This window comes from Acidovorax sp. AC410 (assembly GCF_979253235.1).
The window spans coordinates 4120211-4141273 of the sequence record NZ_CEEDCG010000001.1 but is presented as its reverse complement, the minus strand read 5'-3'; the positions used below and the strand labels follow the sequence as shown (position 1 = coordinate 4141273).

At 69.3% G+C, this 21063-nt stretch carries 17 protein-coding genes; 15 read left to right on the top strand and 2 right to left on the bottom strand.

Features of this window, described 5'->3' with window-relative positions; genetic code table 11:
* Nucleotides 1-16 precede the first annotated feature (16 nt).
* The 4 genes from AC0IZS_RS19210 to AC0IZS_RS19195 all read left to right on the top strand — a co-directional run bounded on the left by AC0IZS_RS19210 (nt 17) and on the right by AC0IZS_RS19195 (nt 4146).
* A complete protein-coding gene (locus AC0IZS_RS19210) occupies nt 17-1000 on the top strand; it encodes an ABC transporter substrate-binding protein (protein ID WP_471637070.1) in 984 nt (327 codons plus the stop codon).
* A 436-nt stretch (nt 1001-1436) separates the two neighbouring features.
* Nucleotides 1437-2837 (top strand): L-serine ammonia-lyase, encoded by a 1401-nt coding sequence (locus AC0IZS_RS19205; protein ID WP_471637069.1) that lies wholly within the window; start codon nt 1437-1439, stop codon nt 2835-2837.
* A gap of 67 nt (nt 2838-2904) precedes the next feature.
* A complete protein-coding gene (locus tag AC0IZS_RS19200) occupies nt 2905-3489 on the top strand; it encodes a hypothetical protein (RefSeq protein ID WP_471637068.1) in 585 nt (194 codons plus the stop codon).
* Between the two features lie 225 nt (nt 3490-3714).
* Entirely contained in the window at nt 3715-4146 is a 432-nt protein-coding gene (locus AC0IZS_RS19195; RefSeq protein ID WP_471637067.1) for a hypothetical protein, read from the top strand.
* 33 nt (nt 4147-4179) lie between these two features.
* Here the strand turns inward: AC0IZS_RS19195 and AC0IZS_RS19190 are convergent, their stop codons facing one another.
* On the bottom strand, nt 4180-7809 hold the full coding sequence (locus tag AC0IZS_RS19190) for a DEAD/DEAH box helicase (RefSeq protein ID WP_471637066.1): 3630 nt from the start codon (nt 7807-7809) through the stop codon (nt 4180-4182).
* A 214-nt stretch (nt 7810-8023) separates the two neighbouring features.
* On the opposite strand from AC0IZS_RS19190, the gene AC0IZS_RS19185 reads away from it, so the two are divergent.
* Genes AC0IZS_RS19185 through AC0IZS_RS19175 form a run of 3 tightly spaced genes read left to right on the top strand, consistent with a single transcriptional unit; the run spans nt 8024 to nt 9692 of the window.
* Complete coding sequence (locus AC0IZS_RS19185; RefSeq protein WP_471637065.1) at nt 8024-8551, top strand: GNAT family N-acetyltransferase; 528 nt, start codon at nt 8024-8026, stop codon at nt 8549-8551.
* Nucleotides 8548-9180: an FMN-dependent NADH-azoreductase gene (locus AC0IZS_RS19180; RefSeq protein ID WP_471637064.1), complete on the top strand. Its 633-nt coding sequence runs from the start codon at nt 8548-8550 to the stop codon at nt 9178-9180. Before AC0IZS_RS19185 ends, AC0IZS_RS19180 begins: the two co-directional genes overlap by 4 nt.
* 41 nt (nt 9181-9221) lie before the next feature.
* Nucleotides 9222-9692, top strand: coding sequence for a carboxymuconolactone decarboxylase family protein (locus tag AC0IZS_RS19175; RefSeq protein WP_471637063.1), 471 nt, complete (start codon nt 9222-9224; stop codon nt 9690-9692).
* A 4-nt stretch (nt 9693-9696) separates the two neighbouring features.
* Here AC0IZS_RS19175 and pdxR read toward each other — a convergent pair whose 3' ends face one another.
* Nucleotides 9697-11142 (bottom strand): MocR-like pyridoxine biosynthesis transcription factor PdxR, encoded by a 1446-nt coding sequence (gene pdxR / locus AC0IZS_RS19170; RefSeq protein WP_471637062.1) that lies wholly within the window; start codon nt 11140-11142, stop codon nt 9697-9699.
* A 239-nt stretch (nt 11143-11381) separates the two neighbouring features.
* Here pdxR and AC0IZS_RS19165 point away from each other — a divergent pair, with 239 nt between their 5' ends.
* The 8 genes from AC0IZS_RS19165 to AC0IZS_RS19130 all read left to right on the top strand — a co-directional run bounded on the left by AC0IZS_RS19165 (nt 11382) and on the right by AC0IZS_RS19130 (nt 21062).
* Nucleotides 11382-12278, top strand: coding sequence for an amino acid ABC transporter substrate-binding protein (locus AC0IZS_RS19165; protein WP_471637061.1), 897 nt, complete (start codon nt 11382-11384; stop codon nt 12276-12278).
* A gap of 189 nt (nt 12279-12467) precedes the next feature.
* On the top strand, nt 12468-13745 hold the full coding sequence (locus tag AC0IZS_RS19160; protein WP_471637060.1) for an HD-GYP domain-containing protein: 1278 nt from the start codon (nt 12468-12470) through the stop codon (nt 13743-13745).
* 126 nt (nt 13746-13871) lie between these two features.
* A complete protein-coding gene (hpnD, locus tag AC0IZS_RS19155) occupies nt 13872-14711 on the top strand; it encodes a presqualene diphosphate synthase HpnD (protein ID WP_471637059.1) in 840 nt (279 codons plus the stop codon).
* A 23-nt stretch (nt 14712-14734) separates the two neighbouring features.
* A complete protein-coding gene (locus AC0IZS_RS19150; RefSeq protein WP_471637058.1) occupies nt 14735-15568 on the top strand; it encodes a hypothetical protein in 834 nt (277 codons plus the stop codon).
* A complete protein-coding gene (gene hpnE / locus AC0IZS_RS19145; protein ID WP_471637057.1) occupies nt 15565-16869 on the top strand; it encodes a hydroxysqualene dehydroxylase HpnE in 1305 nt (434 codons plus the stop codon). Before AC0IZS_RS19150 ends, hpnE begins: the two co-directional genes overlap by 4 nt.
* A 154-nt stretch (nt 16870-17023) precedes the next feature.
* Entirely contained in the window at nt 17024-18037 is a 1014-nt protein-coding gene (locus AC0IZS_RS19140; protein WP_471637056.1) for a Bug family tripartite tricarboxylate transporter substrate binding protein, read from the top strand.
* Nucleotides 18038-18084: 47 nt separating this feature from the next.
* Nucleotides 18085-18750 (top strand): response regulator, encoded by a 666-nt coding sequence (locus tag AC0IZS_RS19135; protein WP_471637055.1) that lies wholly within the window; start codon nt 18085-18087, stop codon nt 18748-18750.
* An 863-nt stretch (nt 18751-19613) separates the two neighbouring features.
* A complete protein-coding gene (locus AC0IZS_RS19130; protein ID WP_471637054.1) occupies nt 19614-21062 on the top strand; it encodes a sensor histidine kinase in 1449 nt (482 codons plus the stop codon).
* The last annotated feature ends 1 nt before the right edge of the window (nt 21063 follow it).

The window sequence follows — 21063 nt, the reverse complement described above, 5'->3', positions numbered from 1 at the left end:
CCCAAGAGGCCCCTCCATGAAGATCAAGACCCTGTTGCAATGCACGCTGGCCGCCATCGGCCTGGCAGCCGGCCTGGCCCAGGCCCAGACCGTGGTGCTGTACTCCTCCAACAACACCGAGACCATCGAGACCGCGCTCAACGTGGTCAAGCAGAAGGCCGCCTCGCTCAACGTGCAGCAGGTCACCGGCGGCACGGGCTCGCTCATGAAGCGCATCCAGGCCGAGGCCAAGAACCCGCGCGGCGACGTGCTGTGGAGTGGCGGCTTCGGCACCATGGGCGCCTACAAGGACCTGCTGGAGCCCTACAAGTCGCCCGACCTGGCCGCCATTCCCGCCGAGTTCCGCGGCCCCGACAACCTGTGGGTGGGCACCAACCTGCACGTGATGGTGCTCATGGTCAACGAACGCCAGCTCAAGGGCATGGCCGCCCCCAAGACCTGGTCGGACCTGATGAAGCCCGAGTGGAAGGGCAAGTTCGCCATCACCGACCCGAGCAAAAGCGCCACCGCCTACATGCTGGTGTACGGCCTGCTCAAGCAGTTCGGCAAGGACGGGCTGGAGAAGATCGCTGCCAACGCCGTGGTCACCTCGTCCTCGGGCACCACCTACAAGGGCGTGGCCTCGGGTGAGTACCCCGTGGGCCTGACCATCGAATACGCAGCGCAGGAGTACGTGGCCGGTGGGCAAAAGGAGATCAAGCTGGTCTACCCCGCCGAAGGCAGCTACCTGGCGCCCGAGGGCATGTTCATCGTCAAGGGCGCCAAGAACATGGAAGCCGCCAAGGCGCTGTACAACGGCCTCCTGAGCAAGGACGTGCAGGAGGCACTGCTGGTGAAGAATTTCCGCCGCCCCACGCGCACGGACATCGCCGTCTCCAAGCTCACCGCGCTGCCCGACCTCAAGTCGATCAAAATCTTCGCGCTGGACCAGGACAAGGCCTCGCAGGAGTACGAGCAGCTTGTGGCGCTGTGGAACATTGCGGTGGCGAAGGCCCGTTGAGTGCCGTAGGAGGCCGTGCCGGTGCATGTCCCTCCCATACCCCTACCGGGCCAATGTAAGAAACATTCATGGGCAGCAAGCCAGGCCAGCAAAGCGCGTATCCGACTTCAGACCGGGGCCGCAGGCCCATGCAATCAATGACCTGACGCTATCCAATCCATAGCATTCTCAAGGCGGGTTTCGCCACGGGCCGGGCCCGGTCCACCGACTCAGGGATAACGCCTGTGCCACCGTGGCCCGGCGCAGTTAGTCTCGCCTCCACTCCCGCACCAAGAGTGCTGGCAGTGCGAAGGACGCATGTCGCTCCATGACCGGCCAGCGATGGCGCTACCCGCGCCATCGCTGTTTTCCGCCGTCGGCCGGCATGGTGAATGCGCCCTTGTCCCCGTCATCCACGGAACCCCACGGCCCTCTCCACACCGCGAGCACAGTCCCCATGTCCGTCAGCGTTTTCGACCTTTTCAAGATCGGCATCGGCCCCTCCAGTTCGCACACCGTAGGGCCCATGATCGCGGCGCGGCAGTTTGCCTGCCACCTGCAGGCCACGGTGGGCCTGGCCGCGGTACACAGCGTGGTGGTGGAGCTGTTCGGTTCGCTCTCGGCCACGGGCGTGGGCCACGGCACCGACACCGCCGTGCTGCTGGGCCTGGCCGGGCACGAGCCCGAGCACATCGACCCCGACCGGATAGCCCCCGCCATCGCCCAGATCCGCGCCAGCCGCAGCCTGGCCCTGCTGGGCGAGCACAGCGTGCCCTTCGTCGAAAAGGAGCACCTGCTGTTTCGCCGCCGCAGCCTGCCCCTGCACCCCAACGGCATGGCCTTCCATGCACTGGATGCCAACGGCGTGAAGATCGCCGAGCGCGAGTACTACTCGGTGGGCGGCGGCTTCGTGACGGATGCGGCTGGCGAGCGCGTGCTGAACTCGGCAGCGGCATCGGGGCCCGGCGCTGCAGGGCATGGCAACGGCCTGCCCTACCCCTTCAGCACCGGGGCCGACTTGCTGGCGCAGTGCCAGGCCACCGGCCTGGCGGTGGCTCAGATCATGGTGGCCAACGAACTGCACTGGCGCAGCGCCGCCGAGCTGCGCCGCCAGTTGCTGGCCATCTGGCACACCATGGCCGGTGCCGTGCAGCGCGGCTGCGCGGCCACCGGCACCCTGCCCGGCCCCATGCACGTGCGCCGCCGCGCGGCAGAGCTGCACAAGAGCCTGAACACCCAGTCCGAGGCCGCCCGGCACGACCCCTTGTCGATGATGGACTGGGTGAACCTGTACGCCATGGCCGTCAACGAGGAAAACGCCGCCGGTGGCCGCGTGGTGACTGCCCCCACCAACGGCGCGGCCGGCGTGATCCCGGCCGTGCTGCAGTACTACGTGAACTTCCTGCCCGGCGCGGATGAGGAGGGCATCGCCACCTTCCTCCTCACCGCCGGTGCCATCGGCATCATCTACAAGAAAAACGCCTCGCTGTCAGGCGCCGAGGTGGGCTGCCAGGGCGAGGTCGGTGTGGCCTGCTCCATGGCCGCGGGCGCCCTGGCCGCCGTGATGGGCGGCAGCCCCGAGCAGGTGGAGAACGCCGCCGAGATCGGCATGGAGCACAACCTCGGGATGACCTGCGACCCCGTGGGCGGCCTGGTGCAGATCCCCTGCATCGAGCGCAACGCCATGGGCGCCATCAAGGCCATCAACGCCGCGCGCATGGCGCTGCGCGGCGACGGCCAGCACGTGGTCTCGCTCGACAAGGTGATCAAGACCATGATGCAGACCGGCGCGGACATGAAGGTCAAGTACAAGGAGACCTCGCGCGGCGGGCTTGCGGTGAACGTCGTCGAGTGCTGAGGGCGAGGCCCCTACTCCGGTAGGGTTCTCAAGGACCGGACGGGCCCACAGAATCGGGCTTTTTGCCATGACCACACTGCTGCCTGCCACTTCACCCACCACCTCTCTTGCGCGCTTCTCCTGGATGGCCGTCGTCGCCGCCGCACTGGCCGGCTGCGGCGGCGGCAGTGACGACCCGCCCCTGCAGGACGTGGCCCTGCTCGCGGGCGACTGGCAGTCCCAGGGCTGCACGGTGATCGGTAGCAAGCTGAGCCAACGCGGCCTCTTGCGCCTGGTGCGCCAGGACGCCACGCGGTTCACCCAATCCTATGGTACGGTGACCCATGCCAGCGGCGACTGCACGGGCAACGGCACGGTACAGCTCCTCCCGCCGGACACGGCCACCCCTCTCTTGGTACGGAGCACGGCCTCCACCGGCTCCCTTGCCGTCTTCTGGGCACACTGGACGCAGGATTCGGCCGCCAGCACTCCCTACGGCCGCTGGGCGCTCCAGGGAGATTTCATGTGCCCCGTGTTCTACGCTGTCGTGTTGGGCATCTTCCCCCCGCCACCGCCGCCACCTCCGCACACCTCCTACGACCTGGAAGCCGCCACACGCCAGACCGACGAGATGCTGCAGCGCAGGGCCTGCTACACGCGCGTGCCCGCATAGGCCGCCGCTCGGCGAGCCCGCGCGCTCAACCCGCCGCGACATGCGCGGCATAGACACGCGGGCAGGGGGCATTGATGTGCGGGGAGACGCGGGTCGCGCTCATGGGCGCAGGGGTAGCGGCGGTATCCGCCGAGGACAGGCAGCCGACATGTCTTCGGCCGTCATAAGATGGCAACCCACCACTGCGCAGTGTGATTCTCCCGTTCCATCATCCCAAGGAGCCCCATGTCCAACAGCCAGTTCGCCTTCATCCAACGCCAGTCCGTCCCTGACCGCGCCACGCTGCAGGCCTCGCTGGACCGGCTCGGCTTCGACCTGCAACTGCACCCGGACTTCACCCGCTTCGACGACTCGGGCTTTCTGCCGTTCACGCTCCACGGTACAGAAGGCCCGGGGTTCGAGATCCACTACAGCGAAGCGCAGGACGTGGTGGGCGACGACGAAGGCTTTGCCGCCATTGCCGATGGCCGCGACTACTGCATCACCATGACATGGGGCGGCCGCATGAAGGACCTGGCCTGCGTGATGATGGTCAGCTGCGCACTGGCCCAGGACTTCGGCGCGGCGGTGTCGTACGAAGGGGAGGAACCCTCGCCGCTGGAGGAGATGCTGCACACCGTGCAGGTGGCGCTCAAAGAGGCGGCAAAAGAGAAATAGGCGAACAAGCAGGCAAGCTGCCGCTCTCACCCCCTACGCGAACGGCCGCCTGGGCACCTGCCGGGCCAGCTCCGCAAAATGGCCCACGCTGCCCCAGGCGGTGCGCGAGCCCACCACATACAGACGCGATTTCGCGCGCGAGGCCATGACGTTGAGGATATTGGGCACGCCGCCAGCCCACTGCCGGGCGCCCTTCTCGCCCGCCATGGGGGCACCCAGCACGGCGATCACGGCCTCGGCTTCCTTGCCCTGGAAGGTGTGGATGGTGCCCACGCGCTCGTCGAGCCATTTGCGCGCATCCACCCCGAAGAGTTCGAACAGCTGGGGCTCGGCGCGCAGCAGCAGGCGCATTTCCTGCGCCACCACGCGGAAGGGGCAGATCACGTAGATGTCGGGGTGCTGCACGCCGGCGCGGGCCAGCTTGCGCAGCATGCGCATGACCACCTGGCCTTCTTCGGCGCTCCACTTGGGCGCGCTGGCGGTGGAACTGGTGTCGGGGTCGAACCAGGCCGATGGGCCCAGGACGTCGGCGACGTCGCCCACGCTGTCCGGCCCCATGGCCGGCACCATGCGGTTGTCGTAGGCAATCGCGTTGGACACGCCGAACATGGGTTCCTGGAAGCGCCGGCGCACCAGCAGCGGCAGGCCCACGGCGCGCGTGCCTGCGGGCGTGCTGAAGTGGGCCTTGATGGCACTGGCGCTGTCGGCCAGGGTCTGCACCGATGCCTGCGGCGCGCACCAGAGCCCCCGGTCCACGCGCTGCTGCAGGGAGATCTGGTTCACCAGATTCTCGGGGATGGTGACCACGGGCGGGATCTGCAGCGTGTCGCCCACGATGACGGCACGCCGGGCGCGCATGAGGGCACCCACGGCGCCCTGGGGCGTGGCCTGTCCGGCTTCGTCCACCAGCAGCCAGCCGAACGACGCCGGCGGCAGGTCGCCCAGCATGCGGTGGATGGACGCGAAGGTGGTGGACACCACGGGCACCACCAGGAACAGGCTGGACCACAGGTCCGGCAGCAGCAGGCGCCGGGCCTGGTCCGGGAAGGTGCCCGACTGCAGGGCCGCCATCAGCACGCCCAGGTTGTGCTCCATCTTGTGGGCGGCCACGGTGACGAAGGCCTTGTGTACTTCGAGTGCGGCGACGAACAGCTTCTCGCGCTCCTGGTGGATCTGGTCGTTGAGCCAGGGCACGGCCAGGTTCCAGGCCTCGTGGCCACGTTCGAAGAAGGATTCGTCCACGAAGCGGTCACCGATGCGGGCGTAGGCCTCCTTAAGCATGGCGCCCAGGTTCTCGGCCTCGCGCTGCGCTGTTTCGAGCTGGGCATTGGTGGCACCCAGTTCCTCGGCAAAGCCCTTTTGCCGCTGCGCGGCGGTTTCCAGCGTGGCCTGTGCCTGTGCTTCGGCACGCACGGCCTCGCGGTGGGCCCCCTCCCGCGCGGAAGCCTCCGACATCCAGCGCCGGAACGCCTCCGAGACAAACACCCGTGCCGACACACCGGGGCGGGCCGCCTGCAGGGCCTGCAACTCGCGCTCGGCCGCCACGACGGCGGCGCGGGCCTTGCTCGATCCTTCGATGGCGAGGGCGTAGGCAGCCGCCGCCGTGCTCAGGGACCGGGCGATGGCCTTGTGCTTGCCGTGCAGCTGGTTGATGTCATCGCGCAGGCGGGCCAAACGGGGCGCCAGTGTCCGCGCCTCTTCCAGCCGGGCCAGGATGGCCTCGACCGAGTGCTTGAGGTCGATGAACGCCTTGCGGGCCCGTTTCCACTGCTGCAGGGCGGCATCGCCGCTGAGCGGCCGTTCGGCGGCGACGATGCGGGGCGCCACCATCCGGGGCGGCTGGCCTTCGGCGGCCGGCTCTGGCCGCGACACGTCCAGCCCACGGGCCGCCTTGAGGTAGGTAGAGAAGCCGAAATCCTCATGCAGCCAGAAGCGCTGGCGGAAATCGCGGCGGTTGCGGCTGTTGCCGAGTGCGGCGGCCATCAGCCCCCAGGGGTGGTCGGCAGGGTCGGCGGGAAAGTTCTTTTCATCACCGTACAGCAAGGCCCTGGCGGTGGAGGCAAAGTACCGGGGGCCGGGCTCGATGCTGCGGGCCGAGGGCAGCTCGCGGCTGACGCTTTCCACCGCCTTGTTGTTGCTCGATGCGACAAGCACCTCGAAGCCCTTGATCCGGGGGTCCAGCCCATGCAGGTGGAGGAACTCGCCATCGCCCACCTGGAACCGCTGGCCGGTCGGGATGAAGGCCTTGTTCGGATCGTCGAACTCCACCAGCCGGGCCGCACGGCTCTCCACGCAGTGGGCGACCAGGTCGCGCAGCAAGGTGATCTTGCCGGTGCCCGGCGGGCCATTCACCGCCAGGATGCCCTGCCTGTCGCCTGCAAACTCGGTGCGCGCCGCGTTCACGGCCGCCTGCTGCAGCGTCACCACCGGGTGGCTGCCCCGGCTGGGCCAGCGCGCCGGCGGAAAACGCGCGGGGGCGATCAGCTCCGCAATGCCCGCAGTGTCCTTGAGCAGGTCCCCTGCGGGCGCGGGCTTCAGGACGGACAGGTAGCGCAGCAGGGTCTCGGGGGCGGCCCCGGTATCCACCATGGCGCGCGCCTTGGCCAGATCGTCGAGGTAGAACGAGTTGATGGGCGGCGAATCCGGCGCCCCTTCCAGCTTGGGGTGGCGGTACAGCCGTGCCACGAAGCTGGGCGGCAGCACATGGTCGGGGCGCAGGCCCAGGGTGCTGCACAGCCAGCCATGGCTGTCGTTGATCGCCCTCAGGTCCAGCGGCAGGGGCCGGCCCTCGCCGTCCACCCGGGCCAGGTGCCGGTGCAGTTGCTCGCGCAGGATCTTCTCGGCATCAGGCCAGCGTGCCAGTGCGCCGGCCCTGCCGCGCAGCACCGCTGGAACGCCCCAGGCAAAGCTGGAGATGGACACGGTTTCGGGGCCCGCAAGCAGGCCGTCCTGGTCCACGATGGCCATGGCGATCGGCGCCCGGTGCCTCTGGAAAGTGCGCGTCTCCTCGTCCTTGCCGAACGAGGACAGCAGGTCGGTCATGCACATTTCCATGCTGACTTCGCCCAGCACGACCAGGTAGAACAGCCTGAACGGCGGCTTGTAGGACTGCTCGCCCCGCTGCCATGGCAAGGGTTCGCCATCGACCTTGGCGATGCACGCACGGTCGCCACCGACGAGCGTTGCCGGGTCGGTATAGGCCAGGGGCGCCAGCACCTCCAGCGACAGCCAGGCGGACAGGATGGCGTGGGCAGAGTCCTGCGCCGCATGCAGGCTGGCGGGCAGCGCCGACTCCAGCGCGGCCAGGGCGTCCCGGGCCTCTGCATCGCTGGCGGCGCTTGGCGGCACCTGCGCCGCGGCCTGGACGGATGCGGATGCCTGTGCAGCGCCCGGCGCGTCCTGGCCGGCACGCGCGCCCGCCGGCCGTGGCGGCACGGGCGGGAGCGACAGGGAAAACGGTGCGCGGTCCACGGTACTCGGCGGCCCGTTCAGAGCGGGCGCCCGCTGGCCGCCATCCCGCACGGCGCGGGCTGGCGGGCGATGTTCCTGTTCTGCAGCATTGGCATGTGCGACCTCCCTCGTACCCTGTGTGGCTTCGTGCGGCATTGGCAGATCGGCGTTGCCTTCCCCAGCATCGGGGTGGTTGGCGTGGGGGGAAGGCATGGCTGTCAAAAAATGCGCGCAGCCAAGCATGTTACATGCGACAGGCCGCCGTTCCCAGTGCCATGCCGGTGGATCGGCCTGCGCCTGGTGCCGCCGCCCCACAAAAAAACCCATCGGCAGCCCATTGCGGAAGGCCCCCACGCGCTGCATGGTCCATGCCGATCGCCAATTCTTGGTGCTATCGCCCGGCCGGGTGCGTCCCTAAAGTCACCCCATGGACCCACGCTCACCCCTTCCCTCCAGCACCTTGCCGCCATTGGCGGCCAGCCAGACACCCTACGGCCCGGCATTGCGCCATGCCGACAGCGACGCCGACCTCCTGGCCTGCTGGCCCGTCATGCAGCAGTTGCGGCCCCGGCTGCCGAATGCCGAGGACTTCATCGCCCGTGTGCAGCGCATGCGGGCAGACCGCTACCGCATCCTGGCCGCGTGGCAGGACAACCATACCGCCGTGGCACTGGGCGGCTACCGCCTGGCGGAAAACCTGATCTACGGGCGCTTTCTGTATGTGGACGACCTGATCACGCTGGACACCGCGCGCGGCGCGCGCTGGGGCCAGGCGCTGATGGATGCCATGGCGCGCATTGGCGAAGAGGAAGGCTGCAGCTGCCTGGTGCTGGACACCGGGCTGTCCAACGCGCTGGCCCAGCGCTTTTACTTCCGCCAGGGGTTGCTGACGCAGGCCATGCGCTTCGGGCGCCCGCTGCAGTCCGTACAAAACGGCGGCGGGGCGGCGGCATGAGCCCCCACATCCTGCACATCACCTGCAGCGCGCGGGCCGAGGAATCGCAGAGCACGCGCTTTTCGTACCGCATCGTGGAGCGGCTGCAGCCGGCAGGCGTCACCCTGCGCGACCTGGCCTGGACCCCGTTGCCGCATGTGGATGGCGCCTACGCCCATGCGCTGGCGGGCAGGCCGCCGGCCGATCGCGACGCCGCCTCCGTGGATTCGCTGGCCCGGTCGGAGCAGTTGATCGCCGAGCTGGACGCCGCCCACGCCATCGTGATCGGCCTGCCGATGCACAACTACACGATTCCCTCGTGCCTCAAGGCCTGGGTGGACCACGTGCTGCGCATCGGCCACACCTTCGCCCCCTCACCCGAGGGCAAGCGCGGCCTGCTGCGCGACCGGCCGGTGTACATCGCGGTGGCCTCGGGCGGGTTCTTCACCGGGGCCAAGGCCAACCAGCCCGACTTCGCCACGCCCTACCTGCAGGCCGCCCTGAACACCATGGGGCTGCGCACGCTGCACTTCTTTCCCCTGCAGGGCCTGGTCTTCGGCCCCGAGCGCGTGGCGCAGGCCTGGAGCGAGGCCACAGAGGCGCTGGACGCCGTGCTGGCGCCCGAGAGCACTGCCGCGGTGATCGCGTAAGCGCCCTGCCCCTTTCCCACTTTTTTGATCCAGGAGTACCCATGTCCCAACGCCTTGACCACAGCAAGATCGCCCCCAACGCCGCCAAAGGCTTCTACGCTGCCAGCGCCTACCTGTCCCAATGCGGGCTGCCCATCGTGCTGATTGACCTGGTCTACCTGCGGGTATCCCAGATCAATGGCTGTGCCTACTGCGTGGACATGCATTCGCGCGACCTGCTCAAGCACGGCCTCAGCGTGGACAAGCTGGTGCTGGTGCCTGTGTGGCGCGAGGCCGGCACCCTGTTCGACGCCCGCGAGAGCGCTGCGCTGGCCTGGGCCGAGGTGCTGGCGCGGGTGGACCAGACGGGCGCCCCCGATGAGGACTTCGCCGCCGTCTCCCGCGTGTTCAGCGAGCGCGAGGTGGTGGACCTGACGATGGCCATCTGCCTGATGAGCGCCTTCAACCGCCTGGGCGTGGGCATGCGGCTGGTGCCCCGGGCAGCGGCACACGCCCAAGCGGCGACGGCCTGAGCGTTCAGCCCTGCACCAGCGCCATCAGCTGGGCGCAGTGCATGGCCGCCTCGTGCCCGGGCACATTGGCCACCCCCAGCACCAGGCCGGCATGGTGGGGCTGCGGGTCGGCGTACCAGGGCGACAGCGGCACCGGTGCCAGGCCGTGCTGGCGCGCCTGCAGGGCCAGCGCCACGTCGTCCGTGCCGGGCGGCAGGCGCAGCAGCACCGCCAGGCCGGCCGCGCGGCAGGTCACCGGGGCGGCCTGCTGCAAACCGGCCACGATGGCATCGCGCCGACTGGCATACAGCTGCTTCATGCGGCGCAGGTGCCGCAGCAGGTGGCCGCCCTGCAGGAATTCGGCCACGGCCTGCTGCAGCAGCGGCGCGGGGGCCGAGCCGAACAGCGCCGCCGCATCGTCGAAGCGCGCCACCTGCGCGCCCGGCACCACCAGGAAGCCCAGGCGCAGCGATGGGTTGATGGTCTTGCTGAAGGTGCCCATGTGCAGCACGCGCCCGCCAGCGTCCTGCGCGGCGAGGGCGGGCATGGCCCGGCCCTGTGGCAGCTGCAATTCGCCCAGGTAGTCGTCTTCGAGCACCCAGGCACCGGCCTGCGCCGCCCAGCCGAGCAGGGCCTGCCGGCGCTCCTCCGACAGCGTGGCCCCGAGCGGCGCCTGCTGCCCCGGCGTGACCACGGCCAGCACCGCCTGGGGAGCGGCGGCCCTGCCGGCCGCCACGTCCAGGCCTTGTGCATCCACCGGCACGGGCACGCTGGCCACGCCCAGGGCCGCCAGCGTGCGGCGCGTGAGCGGGTAGCCCGGGTCTTCGCACCAGGCCTGGCCTCCTTGCAGGCCCAGCGCCTGCACGGCCAGCGTGGTGGCCGCCGTGTGCCCGCTGGTGACGAACACCTGCGCCGCGCTGCAGGCCATGCCACGCGCCACCGCCAGGTAGGCGGCGACGGCCGTGCGCAGCACCGCCTCGCCGCGCGGGTCGGGGTAGCGCAGCGGGGCATGGGCCGATGCACGCGCCGCGCGCGTGACGGTGCGCGCCCACACCTTGGCCGGGAAGGCATCCTGCGCGGGCACGCCCATCTGGAACACGCCGCTCACGCTGCGCGGGTAGTTGGCCACCGGGTCGCGCAGCACCGCCGCGGACGGGGCCGCGGCCGGCACCGGCGGCGCAAGTGCCCCCTGGCGCGCTACAAAGGTGCCTGCCGCGCCCAGAGCCACGATGAGTTGCGCGTCGATCAAGGCCTCGTAGGCCGCCCGCACGGTGCCGCGCGCCACGCCCAGTTGCGAGGCCAGGTCGCGCCAGGACGGCAGGCGCGCGCCTGGCGCCAGCCGACCCTGCTCAATGGCCGCATGCAGCGCCTTGCGAATCTGCGCGGTGACCGGCTCGCGCGCGCTACGGTTCACCGCCACGTGCAGGGTGGCGGGTGTGGATGCGGGAGAGCCAGGAGCGGAAGATTCCATGGAACAGGGCGGTCGTTCAAAGGCGGCAGCAAAAAGCAGTCCCGTGGATCATGCCCACGATCGCCATCCCGCGCCGCAGCCAGTGAATGTGGCGGAATGCCGACGCCCATGGGCGAGACAGTGGCAAAGCGGCCACGGCCCCTTCACAATCCGCGCACCGCACAGGACGGCCCACAAGGCGTGGTCCCTGGCGTTTTTTCATCGGGCGTCCGCCTGGTTCCTTTTCTTCTCTTCCTTCCATGAAATCTGTTTCGATGCTGCGCCACCTGGCGCTGACGGCGGCGCTGTTGCTGGCCAACGCACCCGCCTGGGCCGAAGACACGCTGGCGCGCATTGCCAGCTCGGGCGAGCTGCGCCTGGGTCACCGCGAAAAGTCGCTGCCTTTCTCGTACAAGGACGCCGCGAGCGGCAAGGTGCAGGGCTACACGGTGGACATCTGCCTGCAGATCTTCGAGGAGATCAAGAAGGAACTGAAACGCCCGGACCTCAAGCTCAAGTACCTGCTGGTGGACGGCAAGAACCGCATCAGCGACGTGAAGGACAACGTGGTGGACCTGGAGTGCGGCGGCACGGCCAACACGGCGGCGCGGCAAAAGGAGATCGCATTCAGCCACCACATCTTCGTGGCGTCCTCGGCCTTCCTGGTGCGCAAGAATTCGGGCATCAAGACGCTGGACGACCTGCAGAACAAGAAGATCGCCGTACAGGGCAAGACCACCAACGAAAACCTGCTCAAGGCCAACGAGCGCACCTTCAACCGCAAGTTCAACTACGTGCCGGTCGATAGCACGCTGGACGCCGTGAACGCGCTGGCCAAGGGCGAGGCCGATGCCGCCTTTGCCGACGACGCAGGCATCTGGATCCCGCTGACGCGCCTGGGCAAGTCCATGGACGACTACCTGTTCCTGGAAAAGCGCCTCTCGGTGGAGCCCTACAGCATCGGCCTGCGCCGCGACGACCCCAGGTTCAAGGAACTGGTGGACCGCGTCACGCGCCGCATGATCCAGGGCGGTGACATGCTGACGCTCTACAAGCGCTGGTTCAGCTCGGACCAGGGCACGCTGCCGATGAGCATCTTCATGAAAGAGGCGCTGCGCAGGCCGAGCGACATCGGCGTCGAGCAGATCGCCTTTTAGAGAGAGTGCCCACGGGGATGCTCTTGCACCCCGGCATCGCGGACTTGATCTGCATCAAGCCCGCGCTCATTTCCTGACATCTGCCCAAACTCCTGTTCGCAAAAGCCTGCAGTCGCTTAGTATTCAAAGGTAATACTTTGTAGCGATGGCATGACGACGACAGATCCCCTTTTGACAACCGATGTGGGCATGGCCGACAGCCCCCACTACCTGCGCGCGCTGACGGACATGGCCGACGAGCGCACGGTGGTGGCGGGTGCCGCCATCTACACCGACAACGGGATCAAGCTGGTGGAAAAGGGCGCGCGCATCGACAGCCGCCTGTACGACCGGCTGGTGCAGCACAAGCTGCGCGAGCCCCTCGACAAGCACCTGAGCATCGAGAACCCTGTCACGGTGGAGGCCCTGGTGGCCGCCGGGCAGGAGCTGGCGGCGCAGGATGTTCTGGTCAATCTGCTGGCCGAGGCCATCGGCTCCGCCGTGCGCCTGCTGGCACCGCTGCGCACGCTGCCGCTTCCCGGGCCCGTTGCCTGCAAGCTCACGGTGATGCGCGACAAGCGGCCCGAGCTGTTCCAGCATGGCCTGCGCATGATGATGGTGGCCGTGTTCCTGGGCCTCAAAACCGGCATGCCCGAGCGCGACTGCGCCACGCTGGCCGCAGCCGCCCTGCTGCACGACCTGGGCGTGCTGCACATGGACCCGGCCTGGAACGACCCCGATTTCAAGGCGGTGGGCGTGCAACGCAAGCACCTGGTGGCGCACCCGATCACGGCCATGCTCATGGTGCGCGACACCAACGCCTATCCCAAGGCGGCCGAGACTGCCGTGCTGGAGCACCACGAGCGCATGGACGGCAGCGGCTACCCGCGCGGGCTGGCGGGCGCCGACATCTCGCCCATGGGCCGCATCCTGCTGCTGGCAGAGGTGGTGGCCGGCTTCTACGAAAAATACGAGGACATGCCGGCGCAGCGCCTGTCGCTGGTGCTGCGGCTCAACCACCGCAAGTTCCCCTCGGCCCTGGTGGTACACATCCTGCCGCTGCTGCAGGAGGAGGTGGCACGCGAGTCGGCACTGATGCCCCTGGGCGACGATGCCCCCCGCCAGGCCGAGCTGCTGGCCGAGGCCTTCATCAAATGGGACGAGCTCAAGACCGCCCTGCCCCCACCCGTGCTCAAGGCCATGGCCCCCAGCAGCGCGTTCGCATTTGCCGACGCGCGGTTGATGGCACTGCAGAAGGCCTTGGTGGAAGCCGGCTCGCACCCGCAGCACCAGGCGGAACTGATGACCCAGCTCCAAGGCGACGCCATCGGCCTGGCAGAGGTGGCCCTGGTGGGGCGCGAGGCGCTGTTTCAGCTGCAGAGCGTGCTCAATGCCTGCCACCGCCGCTGGCCCGAACTGGAGAAGCGCGCCACGCCCGGCGATGCGGCCGTGGCCAACTGGTGTGATTGGGCGGTGGAGCGGCTGTAACCCTGGCGGCCAACGCATCCCCGTCAAAAAACATAGCTGCCCGTCCTTTGTGACAGGCGAGCTACCGCCCCTACAACAACCCCCTCTGTGCCGGCACCCCGCCAGGGCATGGGACAATCGCCCCCCATGACACCGCAGCAGTACGTACAACAAAAAGCCGTCGCCTCGGGCAGCAGCTTCTACTACGCCTTCCTGTTCCTGCCGGCGCCCCGGCGCGCGGCCATCACGGCGTTCTATGCGTTTTGCCGTGAAGTGGACGACGTGGTGGACGAAGTGAGCGACCCGGGCGTGGCCCGCACCAAGCTGGCCTGGTGGCAGGCCGAGGTGGCCAAGGCCTATGCCGGCCAGCCCACCCACCCGGTGATGCAGGCGCTGATGCCGCACACGGCCGACTATGGCATCGAGCAGCGCCACCTGCAGGCCGTGATCGACGGCTGCCAGATGGACCTGGAGCAGACCCGCTACCTGGACTTTGCCGGCCTGGCCCAATACTGCCACCTGGTGGCGGGCATCGTGGGCGAGGTCACGGCGCGCATCTTCGGCCAGACGGACGAGCGCACCACGCAGTACGCCCACACCCTGGGCCGCGCCTTCCAGCTGACCAACATCATCCGCGACGTGGGCGAAGACGCGATGATGGGGCGCATCTACCTGCCGGTGTCGGAGCTGCAGCAGTTCGACGTGAAGGCGCACGAAATCCTGAAACGCCAGTACTCGGACCGCTTCACCGCGCTGATGAAGTTCCAGGCCGAGCGCGCGCACCGCACCTACGACGAGGCCCTGGCCCTGCTGCCCGACGCCGACCGCCGCGCACAGAAGCCCGGCCTGATGATGGCCAGCATCTACCGCACGCTGCTGCGCGAGATCGAGCACGACAACTTCCAGGTGCTGCACCAGCGCATTCGCCTCACGCCACTGCGCAAGTTCTGGCTGGCGTGGAAGGTGCAGGCGCTGGGGCGCATGTAGTCCACCGCCACGGGAAACCCGCCATGAACCGGTCTGTGCCCCCCTCGTCCTTCCAGCGTCTGGCGGCTGCCGCCTTGCTGGCGTTCGCCCTGGGCGCCACCGCCCTGCCCGCGCCTGCGCACGCCTTCTGGGGCCTGCTGGGCAAGGCCGCCAGCGGGGCCGGCAAGGCAGCCGGTGGCACTGCGGGCAAGGCCGCCGGGGCTGCGGGTGCGGCCGGGGCCGCCGGGGTGGCGGGCGAGGCAGCCACCGCAGCCGGTACGGCCGGCAAGGCGGCGGCTGCCGGGGCGGGTGCCGCCACGCTGGCCGATGATGCAGCCCGGGCCGGAGGCAAGGCGGCAGGCACTGCCGACGCCGCAGGCGGCGCGGCCCATGGGTTCAGCGCCGTCAACGCCGCGCTGCCGCCCGAAGTAGCCATGTACCTGGCCAAGCCCGCCGCCAGCCTGACAGGCAGCGACACGGCGGCCATGATGGGCCTGTACCAGCGCATGGTGGCGCAGGCGGGCAAGACCGGCGATTTCAGCGTGATCGAGCGCATGCCCCAGGTACATGGGGCCAAAACGCTGCCGCAGCCCACCCATCCCGTGCCGCTGCCGGTCAAGGCCGGCGCCACGGCACAGCCAGCACCGGCCGCAGCGGCCTCCTCGCCATCGGCGGCCGCCGAGATGAGCCTGGCCGGGCTGCGCCTGCTGGCGCATGCCGCATCGGCCGGCCACCGCGCAGCGCAGAAGGAATTGCGCGATCGCTGCACCGACCCCGCCGTGCTGCGCACCGCACCGGCCGATGTGCAGGCCGCCTGCAAGGCAGCGGCGACCCGCTCCACGGCCGCCCCCGCCAAGCCCCGGCCTGCGGCCACATGAAGGTCGCCGTCATAGGCGCCGGCTGGGCCGGCATGGCCGCGGCCATCGCCCACGCGCAGGCAGGCCACGCCGTCACCGTGCTGGAGGCCGCGCGCAGCGTGGGCGGCCGCGCCCGCGCCGTGCAGGCCACCCTGCCCGACGGCACGCCCGCCACGCTGGACAATGGCCAGCACATCCTCATCGGCGCCTACACCGAAAGCCTGCGCCTGATGCGCCTGGTGGGCGTGGATGCGGGTGCTGCCCTGCTGCGCCTGCCGCTCACGCTGCAGTTCCCCGACGGCACGGGCCTGGCCCTGCCCGACCTGGCCCCACCCCTGGACGCCTTGCTGGGCATCGCGCGTGCGCGCGGCTGGCGATGGCGCGACAGGCTGGCACTGCTGCGTGCGGCCAGCGGCTGGCAACTGGGTGGCTTTCGCTGCGCGCCACACACCTCGGTGGCGCAGCTGTGCGCCGGCTTGCCCCAGCGGCTGATGGCCGAGTTCATCGACCCGCTGTGCGTTTCGGCGCTGAACACCCCGGCGGCCGAGGCCAGCGGCCAGGTGTTTCTGCGCGTGCTGCAGGACAGCCTGTTCAGCGGCCGGGGTGGCTCGAACCTGCTGCTGCCGCGCGTGAACCTGGGGGCCCTGTTCCCCGAAGCCGCAGCACACTGGCTGGCAGCGCAGCACGGCGGTGCGGTGCATGCCGGGCAGCGCGTGCAGGGCATCGCACGGCTGGCCGATGGCCGCTGGGAAATGCAGGGAACGGATTTCCCGGGCCCCTACGAGCATGTCACGCTGGCCTGTCCGCCCTGGGAGGCCAGCCGCCTCATCGCCAGTACCACCGACATGCCGGCGGCGCACGATGCCGCACGGCAGCAGTGGTGTGCCGCAGCCGATGCGCTGCGCTTCGAAGCCATTACCACCGTGTACGCGCATGGCGCAGGGGCGCGCCTGGCCCAGCCCATGCTGGCGCTGCGCAATACGGCAGATCACCCCGCGCAGTTCGTGTTCGACCGCGGGCAGCTCGACGGCCTGCGCGGTGTGCTGGCCTTCGTGGTGAGCGCCAGCACCGGCGAGCGCGCGGTGGTCACCGGGCAGGTGCTGCAGCAAGCCGCCGCCCAGTTGGGCCTGCCCGCGCTGCAGCCCCTGCAAACCGTGGTCGAAAAGCGCGCCACCTTTGCCTGCACACCCGGCCTCGTGCGCCCCGGCATGCAGGTGGCGCCGGGCCTGGTGGCCTGCGGCGACTATGTGGACGGACCCTACCCCGCCACACTGGAAGGCGCCGTGCTGTGCGGCACGGCAGCGGCTGCACTGGCCCGCTGAACACCGGCTGCGGGTAAACCCCGAGACTGCAACGGCCTCAAAAGCACAGCATGGGCGCCGACTGACAGCATTCCGAAAGCCGGCCCGCGCCACCATCGGTGCAGGCCATTTTTTTCTTTCGGGCCCCCTTGCTTTCTGACGGAGACAAACCACCATGCATTCCCCCTACGACCCGATTCTGTCCCTCCACGCCACGCGCCGCCAGCTCCTGGCTGCCGGAGGCGCGCTGGGCCTGTCCGGCCTGCTGCCGGGCCTGGCCCAGGCGCAGGCCGCCTGGCCCTCCAAATCCATCCGCTTCGTGGTGCCCTTCGCGCCCGGTGGCAGCTCCGAAATCGTGGCACGCTCCACGGCGGCCGAACTCTCCAAGACGCTGGGCCAGAGCGTGTTCGTGGACAACAAGCCCGGCGCGGCAGGCAACATCGCCATGTCCGAAGTGGCGCGTGCGGAAGACCAGCACACCCTGATCCTGGGCCACATCGGCACGCTGGCGGTGAACCCGTACATCTTCGACAAGCTGCCCTACGACCCCAACAAGGACTTCAAGCCCGTGAGCCTGCTGGCCAAGGTGCCCAGCCTGTACGTGGTACACCCCGACGTGCCGGCGAAGAACCTGCGCGAGTTCGTGGCCTACGTCAAATCCAAGCCCGGCAAGCTGAGCTACGGCTCGGCCGGCAACGGCAGCGCCGGCCACCTGGCGTTCGAGTACCTCAAGATGACGGCCGACATGTTCATGCTGCACGTGCCCTACCGCGGCACCGGCCCGATGATGACCGACCTGATCTCGGGCCGCGTGGACGCCTCGGCCGTGGGCGCGGCGGCCATCCTGCCGTTCATCAAGGCCGGCAAGGTGCGCTGCATCGCCACGGGTTCGGCCAAGCGCCTGCCGCAACTGCCCGACGTGGGCACGGTGGCCGAACAGGGCTTCCCGGGCTTCGAGATGACGCAGTGGTACGGCATGCTGGCCCCGGCCAACCTGGCACCGGCCCACTTCGACAAGCTGGCCGCCGAAACCGCCAAGGCGGTGAAGGCGCCGGGCTCGCTGGAGCGCCTGAACGCCGACGCCGCCGAGGCCATTGGCGACACCCCCGCGCAGTTTGCGCAGTTCATCGCAGCCGAACAGGCGCGCTGGAAGAAGGTGTTGCTGCGCGCCAAGGTGAAACCGGACTGAGGTCCGCGCTGAGATGGCGACGCGCGGGTAGCATCCATCCCACCACCATGCGCATCCTCCTGGCCGAAGACGAACACACCCTGGGCACCTGGCTGAGCCGGGCGCTGGAGCACGCGGGCATCCAGGTGGAATGGGTGACCGACGGCCGCCTGGCCGACCGCGCGCTGCAGCAGCGCGACCATGACGCCCTGGTACTGGACCTGGGCCTGCCCGGCCTGGACGGCCACGCCGTGCTGCAGCGCCTGCGCGCGCGCGACCAGCGCCTGCCGGCGCTGATCCTGACCGCCCGCGACTCGCTCGACGAGCGCGTGCGCTCACTCAACGCCGGGGCCGACGACTTCCTGGCCAAGCCCTTCGAGCTGGCCGAGCTGGAGGCCCGCCTGCACGCCCTGGTGCGCCGCGCGCGCGGCACCGAGCACCCGCGCCTGGCCTGCGGCCCGCTGGTGTATGACGGGGCGCGCAAGCAGTTCGTGCTGCACGGCGAGCCGCTGGCCTTGTCGCCGCGGGAGCAGGCGGTGCTCAAGGTGCTGGTGCAGCGCAGTGGGGAGCCGTTTTCCAAGCAGCAGATTCTGGAGCGGGTGTTTTCGGATGAGGAGGATGTGCATCCTGAAGCCGTCGAGGTGTTTGTGCATCGGCTTCGCAAGAGGTTGGATGGGAGTGGGGTGAGGATCACGACCTTGCGGGGGTTGGGGTATGCGTTGGAGCAGGAGTGATGCCTGTACTCGTCGTTTTTCACTGCTGGAAATCGCTTTGGTGACCGGTGGTTGCTTCGGTTGTTTTGGTTCAGGGCGGAGGCCGGGTCTCGGCCCGGCGGCCGAGGTACTTGTTCTTTGCTTCGCCAAAGAAAAGTACCCCAAAGAAAGGCGACCCCGCTGCCCGTGTCCCCCTCGCCGGGGGCGAGGGGGCAGCCTGCGATGCTCGGTCCTGGGGTGCACCGCGGAACTCGCTGCGTTCTCCCTGCGGGTGACCTCCGCTCAAACAACCGCGGTGAGTCAGTTCACGATGCGCGTGTCCTTCGGCACGCGCTCACCCCAGGCCCTGCGCTTCTCGGCACGGTCAGAAGGGGGTGGGAACGGGCTCCATACGGGCCATTGCTTCGCTCGGCCCCAACTGCCTCGCTGCGCTTGGCCTGGGCAGAGCGATCGCGCCCAGCCCGTCGGCAGCGTGCAGCGCGTAACCGACCCCAGGCGCAGCTGCGCAGCAGCAGCCGTGTTTGTCCCCGCTCCCCACCCCTGCTGGCTGCGCCGAGAAGCGCAGGAGCTGGGGTGGGCGTGTGTGCCGAAGGACACACACGCTTCGTCGTCTGGCTCGTCGCTGCTGTCTGAGCGGAGTTCGAAGAACGCAGCGAGTTCAGCGACGCCCACCCCAGATCCGAGCATCGCAGGTTGCCCCCGTTCGCCCGACAGGGCGAATGGGGGACGCAGACTGGGGGTCGCCTTCTCTTTGGTGACTTTCTCTTGGCGACGCAAGAGAAAGTTACTGCGCCGCCGGGCGCACATCCCGGCTCCCGCCCTAAAAAGAAGCACAGAGCGACCACTCGCAGAGCCATCCTTCCATCCGTCAGCAGACAACTGAGATGGCTCAAGCAACACCGTCCAGCACAGCCCCCAGCAGTCCCTGGGCCAGGCTGCGCCGCACCAGCCTCTGGCGCCTCCTGGCTCTCCTCCTCCTCCCCGTCCTCGCCCTCGTCACCTGCGTGGAGCTGTGGATGACAAGGCACGACGCCCTCGAAGCCGCCAACGCCGCCTACGACCGTTCATTGCTGGGCGCCCTCAAGTCCATAGACGCCAACATCTCCACGGCGTCAGGCGGCCTCTCGGCAGAGCTCCCTTACACCATGCTCGAATTCTTCGAGCTCACGGCCAGCGGCCACGTGTACTTCCGCGTGGCCTCGTCCGACGGCCTGGTGGAGCTGGGCAACGCCGACCTGCCACTGCCCCCGGGCCCACTGGAGCCCGGCGTACCGCGCTTCTACGACGCCACCTACTTCGGTGAATCGGTGCGGCTGGCCGCCTACCGGCGCAAGGTCGATGCCAGCGACACTGCCGTACCGGCCACGGCCGACGGGCAACCCGGCAGTGTGCTCGTGCAGGTGGCCGAAAGCACGCAGTCGCGCCAGGAGTTCACGCGCCGCTTCGTGCAACGCGCCGCGCTGCGCGATGGCCTGGTGCTGGCCCTCATGGTGCTGGGGGCCGCTGCCACGCTGGCCATGGCGCTGCGCCCGCTGTCGCGCCTGGCGCGCGGCGTGCAGGAGCGCAGCCCCGACGACATGACCCCGATTGCCGACACCGACCTGCCCGCCGACATCCGCCCCCTGGTCGCGGCGGTGAACGAACAGATGGCGCGCACCCAGGCGCTGGTGGCGCAGCAGCGGCAGTTCCTCGACGATGCCTCGCACCAGTTGCGCACGCACCTGACCACGCTGCAGATGCAGATCGACTACGCCCGCCGCGAGCCCGACCCCGCGCAGGTGCAGGACGCGCTGGCCGCCATCGGCGGCGAGATTGCGCGCGCCACGCGCAGCACGCAGCAGTTGCTGGCACTGGGCCGCAGCGACACGGCGGCTGTCGAATTCGCGCCGTTCGACCTGGCCGCGCTGCTGCGCACCGTGGCGCTGGAGCTGCTGCCCCCGGCACGCGCCAAGCAGATCGACTTTGGCATCCACACACCCACGCCAGAGTTCATGGCCGTGGCCGACAGCGGCCTGCTGCGCGAGGCGCTGACCAACCTGGCCGCCAACGCCATTGCCTACACACCCGCGCACGGCACCATCACCCTGTCGGCCGCTGGCGACGCCCTGGGCTGGAGCGTGAACGTGGAGGACAACGGCCCCGGCATGGCGCCCGAGGAGCGTGCTGCGCTGGGCCAGCGCTACCGGCGCGGCTCGCAGGCGGCGGCCGGGGGCTCGGGCCTGGGCCTGGCCATCGCGCGCTCCATCGCCGAGCGGCACCGCGGCGCGCTGCGGCTGGAGGCACGGCCCAGTGGCCCGGGCCTGCTGGCGATACTCTGGTGGCCCAAGCCATGAT